This window comes from Prevotella sp. 885, assembly GCF_002265625.1.
Taxonomy (GTDB): Bacteria; Bacteroidota; Bacteroidia; order Bacteroidales; family Bacteroidaceae; genus Prevotella.
Window position 1 is genome coordinate 81,525 of record NZ_NOVE01000009.1, and the last position, 6,436, is coordinate 87,960.

Sequence of the window (6,436 nt, forward strand, 5' to 3'; positions counted from 1 at the left end):
AGAAAAAAGAAAAAATGCTTAATATAGAGACCTTCACATGCAACATGTTGCAGGAGAACTGCTACGTGGTTAGCGACGACACCAAGGAATGCGTCATCATCGACTGCGGAGCTTATTATGAGGAAGAGAAGCTTGCCATCGAGAAGTATATAAAGGAGAACGGACTTACCCCAAAGCACCTTATAGCCACACACGGACACCTCGACCATAACTTCGGCGACGCATTCATTACCAGCACGTTCGGTATTCCACTCGAAATAGATAGCTCGGATGAGGAATACGTTAAAGCCGCAGACAAGCAGGCTGCACTTTTCGGAATGACGCTGGATGAGCCTATCGTGACTGACATCAAGACTTTCCACGCCGGCGAGCACATCCTTTTCGGCAATCATGACATCGAAGTTATAGAGACGCCGGGACACTCTATGGGTTCGGTGGTACTCTACATCAAGGACGAGAAGGTGGCTTTCACGGGCGACACGCTCTTCCGCGGCTCCATCGGACGTACAGACTTTGAGGGTGGCAGCATGCTTATGATTATCCAGAGCCTAAGAATGTTCGTACAGTTCCCTGACGACATTACTCTCCTGCCGGGACACGGACAGAAGACAACGATGGGATATGAGTTGGCACACAATCCGTATCTGGACAGATAAGAAGCCAAAACTTTCAAAAAAGTTTAGAAGTTAGAGAAGTTAAAAAGTTGAGATTGAAAACAGAAAAGATAATCTTAGGTATCGACCCTGGTACGAACGTCATGGGCTATGCAGTCTTGCGCGTCATAGGCAACAAGGCTGAGAAGGTTTGCATGGGCGTAATTGACATGCGCAAATGCTCAGATCCTTACCTGCGCCTGGGCAAGATTTATGCACAAGTGACGGAGGTCATTGACCAATATCTGCCGGACGAGATGGCAATCGAAGCGCCTTTCTTCGGTAAGAACGTACAGTCGATGCTGAAGCTTGGAAGGTCGCAGGGAGTGGCCATCGCAGCAGCCGTCAATCATAGCGTTCCCATCCACGAATATGCCCCTATGAAGATAAAGATGGCAATTACCGGCCAGGGACAGGCTTCTAAGGAGCAAGTGGCGGAAATGCTGAAAAGATTACTCCGACTGGACACGGAGGAAATGCCTAAGCTGATGGACGCAACGGACGCTATGGGCGTGGCTTACTGCCACTTCATGCAAGCCGGAAATCCAGTCACCACAACCCACTACCGGGGATGGAAGGACTTTGTGAACAAAAACAAGGACCGACTAAGCGAGAACGGACATTAAACAACAAAGAAATAACGAAACACACGGGATTATGAAGAAAATCGTATTTATGATGGTGGCGATGCTAACATTCGCCATCAACTCGCAAGGACAAGAAATATTCAAGGAGGTGAAGCACATTCAGGAGAGCGCAGAAGCACTTGCAAACGACACGACAAAGAATCTCGAGTCGCGCAAGATTGCCTGCTTCAAGTATGATGCCATTTATTACCTCATCGACAAGGCAGCCGTGGAACCCACATTCACAGAATACGAATTGGGCTTACAGACTGACGCCATGATAGAGTTTGTGAATTACTTCGTGGCCCGTCTCAAGGTTACGGACAAGGCTAAGGACAAGGATCTGCTGAAGGCTAAGTTTAAGGCTGCCACAATAAACAACTCATTGTTTAACGACATGGACAAGGAACTAGTTTACGGATACGTGGACAACGACAAGTTCATAACGCAGTTCTCGCTTGATACAGACTGGGTGAAGGCATTGGAGGAAGTGAAGAAAAAGTAATGCCCACAAGAGAAAACACTTAAACAACTGAATAAACAAAGCGGACGATACACTTTTTATAGTTGTATCGTCCGCTTTTTGTCTTTATTACATTATTCTGCCTTTCAAAGAGAAGCCTTACGCTCCCTTTATCATATTGAGGAAATACTGGTGCACACGAACATCGTCGTTGAGTTCTGGATGGAACGCCGTAACCAACTGATTGCCTTGTCTTGCGGCAACGATGTGTCCGCCGACCTCAGCAAGAATCTCAGCGTCACCTTCCACCTTATTAATATAAGGCGCTCTGATGAATGTCATCGGGATGTCCTCACCAACGCCGTTCATCTTGTCCTCCGTATAGAAGCTGCCAAGCTGACGACCATAAGCATTGCGACATACGTCGATGTCCATAGTGGAAATACGGTCGAAAGACTGTCCTTCCACCTTCTTTGCCAGAAGGATAAGTCCGGCACATGTGCCGAATACGGGAAGTCCGTTACGTATGTCGTTTCTGACGGACTCGAGCAAGCCCAAGTCCTTCAGAAGCTTCAGTTGCACAGTACTCTCGCCTCCAGGAATCACAAGACCGTCCTTGGGCTGATCCCAGTCAGACAACTGGCGAATCTCGAAGGTTTCGGCTCCAAGACGCTCCAACATCATCTCGTGCTCAATGAAGGCACCTTGTAATGCTAATACTGCTATTCTCATTTCTTACTTGCCTCTCTCGGCCATAAGAACCTCGATCTCGTGCTCGTTGATGCCGACCATAGCCTCGCCGAGATCCTCAGAAAGCTCAGCAAGCATCTTGGCATCGTTGAAGTTTGTAACGGCCTGAACGATAGCTCTTGCACGCTTCTCAGGATTGCCGCTCTTGAAGATACCAGAACCTACGAATACGCCCTCAGCACCAAGCTGCATCATAAGAGCAGCGTCAGCAGGTGTAGCAACACCACCGGCAGCGAAGTTTACGACGGGAAGCTTGCCGTTCTCGTGTACGTACTTCACCAAGTCGTAGGGAACCTGAAGCTGCTTAGCTGCCTCGTAGAGCTCGTCCTCAGACATTGATGTGAGACGACGTATCTCGCTCTGCATCATACGCATGTGGCGAACAGCCTGTACAACGTCGCCAGTTCCCGGCTCGCCCTTTGTACGAATCATAGTGGCACCCTCAGCGATACGGCGCAAAGCCTCGCCAAGATTGCGTGCTCCACACACGAAGGGAACCTCGAACTTGTTCTTGTCGATATGGTAAACATCGTCAGCGGGAGAGAGAACCTCGCTCTCGTCGATGTAGTCGATTTCGATAGCCTGCAGAATCTGAGCCTCTGCGAAGTGGCCGATACGGCACTTAGCCATAACGGGGATTGAAACTGCCTCCTGAATGCCCTTAATCATCTTAGGGTCGCTCATACGAGATACGCCACCAGCAGCACGGATGTCTGCGGGGATACGCTCGAGTGCCATAACTGCACATGCACCAGCTGCTTCAGCGATGCGAGCCTGCTCAGGTGTAGTAACGTCCATAATTACACCGCCCTTGAGCATCTGTGCCAAGTTGCGGTTCAGTGTTTGTCTGTTTTCAGTCATAATGTTTGTTAATAAATATCGTTTATGTTATACAATCTTGTATCTAATGCGGAATGAACGCTTCATCTCGTCCCAGTTGGTTCCAAGCATTACAAACTTGCCAATCTGTGAGGTGGAACGTACATGTTTTCCAAGACAGGGGCAGACATCATAGTCGCCGATACGCACCAGGCGAAGCTTCTCGGAAGCATCAGCCGGCAGACGGTCAAGCTTGACATCCGCAGGAATGTGGTCTCTGTCGACAACCTCGTAGGTAACTGGAAGGTCTTCAGCGATAAGCTGGTTCATGCGGTCCTCTATCTCCTTCTCCTCCTTGCGTGAGGGCTTGTGATCGAGGATGAAGCTTATCTTGCTCTTCTTACGCTCTATATGAGCGTTGCGCGAGCGCTCACATCCGAACATTCTGATCATCGTCTGATTGAGGAGATGTTCGGCTGTATGAGCAGGAGGAAACTCTTCCTTGTTATGCTCATTGAAGACAATATCTGTATCCATACTCAAATTGAATTTAAATATTCTACAATCGTGTCCACTTACATTCACCAGTACGAAATCGTCATTCTTGAAATCGGCAGTCATTCTTCCGCCACCCAGCATGTCCTCAGCCTCAACAGCCTTATGCGGAATACCGAGGAAATCGAATGCATGTGATGGGATGACCACCTTGCACGTTACATCCTCGTCTGCGAAATTGGCTACCACCAACATCATTTCGTCATCTGCCTTACGGAGGAAAGCATATTGTCTTGAGGCAAAATGCCCATTGACATACATAAGGTCGAAGAACTGACCTTCGCTTACAGCCTTCTCCTTGCTGGCGATTTGGAGTATGCGGGTATAAAGAGCGTCAAGTCTTGCCTCGTCTTCTGACAGGCTGTTATCGACGTATGCTCTATATAATGACGGTACTGTCCAATAGTCGAAGATGGTGGTACGTCCGTCCTTGCCGCTGAATCCCTCTGCGTCCATGCCTCTCTCGCCATACTCCTGACCCGCATAAACCATAAACGGATTGGAGCGCATCAGAGTGTTTACGACAAAAGCCGGATAAGCGCGGAAAGCGTCGCCTGCGAAGAAATCGCTTGCTACGCGTTGCTCGTCATGATTCTCCAGGAAATACAGCATATGGTCGTGGATGGGGTCAACCCATTGCCAGGCCGTTGTTATCTGGGATGTGGGGCTATTGCCGCAAATCACGTTACGCATAGTGTCGTACATGCCCACCTTATCATAAAGATAATCAAAGCCTGCGTCAACATAATGGCGATACTCCATGGGGTTATAGACCTCCGCAACGAACAGTATAGACGGATAAGCACGCTTTACGCTACCGATAGCCCAATTCCAGAAAGCTGGCGGCACCATCTCAGCCATGTCGCAACGGAAACCGTCTACGCCCTTTGACGCCCAAAAAAGTAAGATTGATAACATCTTTTTCCAGGTATCAGGTGTAGGTTCGAAGTGTTCGGATCTTCCGCCGGCATCACAATAGTCTATGCCATAATTCAGTTTTACTGTTTCATACCAGTCGTTCTTTCCAGGACGGGCATCGAAGTGGTCATTACCCGTTGCTTTGGCTGGATATTCTGTGTACGGAGTGTCTTCTCCGCCGTAGAGGTCGATATCAGGACGAAACTCCTCGCCTACGCAATAATAGAAATTATTGTCGCGGTTGAAGGAATGGTCCTTATTGTCATCAGCTCCAAGATCTGCCACACCTTCCGGCTTGGCTATCGACTTGTACTGACGTGCCACATGGTTGGGAACAAAGTCGATGATGACCTTCAGTCCGTTAGCATGACTGCGCTTAAGCAGCTGCTCAAACTCCGTCATACGCTTGTCTACATTCTCCGCCAAGTCTGGATCGACATCGTAATAGTCGGTTATGGCATAAGGCGAACCTGCCTTTCCTTTCACGATAGCAGGATGCTGGCGCGGAATGCCATAAGAGGTGTAGTCTGTAGATGTGGCGTGACGGATGATTCCCGTATACCATACATGGGTGTATCCCTTGCCTCGGATTTGTTTTAGTACTTTATCGTCAAAGAAGTTCATCTTTCCGCAACCATTCTCGGCAATCGTGCCATCGAACTTATTGTTGTTGACACGGTTACCGAAAAGGCGGGTGAACACTTGATAAATAAGTATTTTCTCTTTGGCCATAATATCTTTAAGCGATACCGTGAGCTGCCACAGTCTTGTCGATGCGGCCGATCATACCCTGAAGGGCCTTGCCCGGTCCACATTCTGTGAAGTCGTCTGCGCCATCCTTAATCATATTCTTCACACTTGAAGTCCAGCGTACGCTGCTTGTCAGCTGTGCGATGAGGTTGGCCTTAATCTCTGAAGGATCTGTATGAGGCAGTCCGTCTACGTTCTGATATACGGGGCAAAGAGGAGCCGAGAATGTTGTAGCCTGAATAGCCTTCTCCAATTCTTCCTTAGCGGGCTGCATAAGCGGAGAGTGGAAAGCGCCGCCAACCTTAAGAGGCAGAGCACGCTTTGCGCCGGCTGCCTTCAGCTTCTCGCAAGCAGCGTTAATAGCGTCCATATTGCCGCTAATAACCAGCTGGCCGGGGCAGTTATAGTTTGCTGCAACGACAACATTGCCCTCTGTGCTTACCTCAGCACATGTCTGCTCTATCACTTCGTCAGAAAGACCGATGACAGCAGCCATTGTTCCGGGAGCAGCCTCGCAAGCCTTCTGCATTGCCATAGCACGAGCATAAACCAGCTTCAGACCGTCCTCGAATGAAACAGCACCCGCAGCCACCAAAGCTGACAGCTCACCAAGTGAGTGTCCTGCTACCATTGCAGGCTTAAACTCGTCGCCGAGGCAGATGGCAGAAATTACGCTATGAAGGAAAACGGCAGGCTGTGTCACCTTGGTCTCCTTAAGCTGTTCGTCTGTGCCGTCAAACATTATATCTGTAATACGGAAGCCAAGGATTTCGTTGGCTTTCTCGAAAAGATTCTTTGCTGTCTCGTTAGACTCGTACAGGTCTTTGCCCATTCCGACAAACTGTGAACCCTGTCCTGGAAAAACAAATGCTTTCATATAATTTTTTTATTCTTTTATAATT

General features: G+C 48.8%; 7 protein-coding genes. 3 read left to right on the forward strand and 4 right to left on the reverse strand.

Annotated elements, in window-relative coordinates; genetic code table 11:
• Positions 1 to 14 precede the first annotated feature (14 nt).
• From CHL74_RS05010 to CHL74_RS05020, 3 genes are read left to right on the forward strand one after another with little or no spacing between them, the layout of a single operon-like run.
• Positions 15 to 656 (forward strand): MBL fold metallo-hydrolase, encoded by a 642-nt coding sequence (locus CHL74_RS05010; protein WP_094880074.1) that lies wholly within the window; start codon positions 15 to 17, stop codon positions 654 to 656.
• Positions 657 to 709: 53 nt separating this feature from the next.
• Positions 710 to 1,279 (forward strand): crossover junction endodeoxyribonuclease RuvC, encoded by a 570-nt coding sequence (ruvC, locus tag CHL74_RS05015; RefSeq protein WP_094880080.1) that lies wholly within the window; start codon positions 710 to 712, stop codon positions 1,277 to 1,279.
• A 31-nt stretch (positions 1,280 to 1,310) separates the two neighbouring features.
• Entirely contained in the window at positions 1,311 to 1,784 is a 474-nt protein-coding gene (locus CHL74_RS05020) for a hypothetical protein (protein ID WP_094880075.1), read from the forward strand.
• 117 nt (positions 1,785 to 1,901) lie between these two features.
• Here CHL74_RS05020 and pdxT read toward each other — a convergent pair whose 3' ends face one another.
• The 4 genes from pdxT to fabD are packed head-to-tail and all read right to left on the reverse strand — an operon-like array spanning position 1,902 to position 6,411.
• Positions 1,902 to 2,474, reverse strand: a complete 573-nt coding sequence (pdxT, locus tag CHL74_RS05025; protein WP_094880076.1) for a pyridoxal 5'-phosphate synthase glutaminase subunit PdxT — start codon at positions 2,472 to 2,474, stop codon at positions 1,902 to 1,904.
• 3 nt (positions 2,475 to 2,477) lie between these two features.
• Positions 2,478 to 3,353, reverse strand: coding sequence for a pyridoxal 5'-phosphate synthase lyase subunit PdxS (gene pdxS, locus CHL74_RS05030; RefSeq protein ID WP_094880077.1), 876 nt, complete (start codon positions 3,351 to 3,353; stop codon positions 2,478 to 2,480).
• Between the two features lie 27 nt (positions 3,354 to 3,380).
• The gene (locus tag CHL74_RS05035) at positions 3,381 to 5,516 is read right to left on the reverse strand and encodes an alpha-amylase family glycosyl hydrolase (RefSeq protein ID WP_094880078.1); all 2,136 of its coding nucleotides are present in this window, start codon (positions 5,514 to 5,516) and stop codon (positions 3,381 to 3,383) included.
• A 7-nt stretch (positions 5,517 to 5,523) separates the two neighbouring features.
• Positions 5,524 to 6,411, reverse strand: a complete 888-nt coding sequence (fabD, locus tag CHL74_RS05040; protein WP_094880079.1) for an ACP S-malonyltransferase — start codon at positions 6,409 to 6,411, stop codon at positions 5,524 to 5,526.
• Between the last annotated feature and the right edge of the window lie 25 nt (positions 6,412 to 6,436).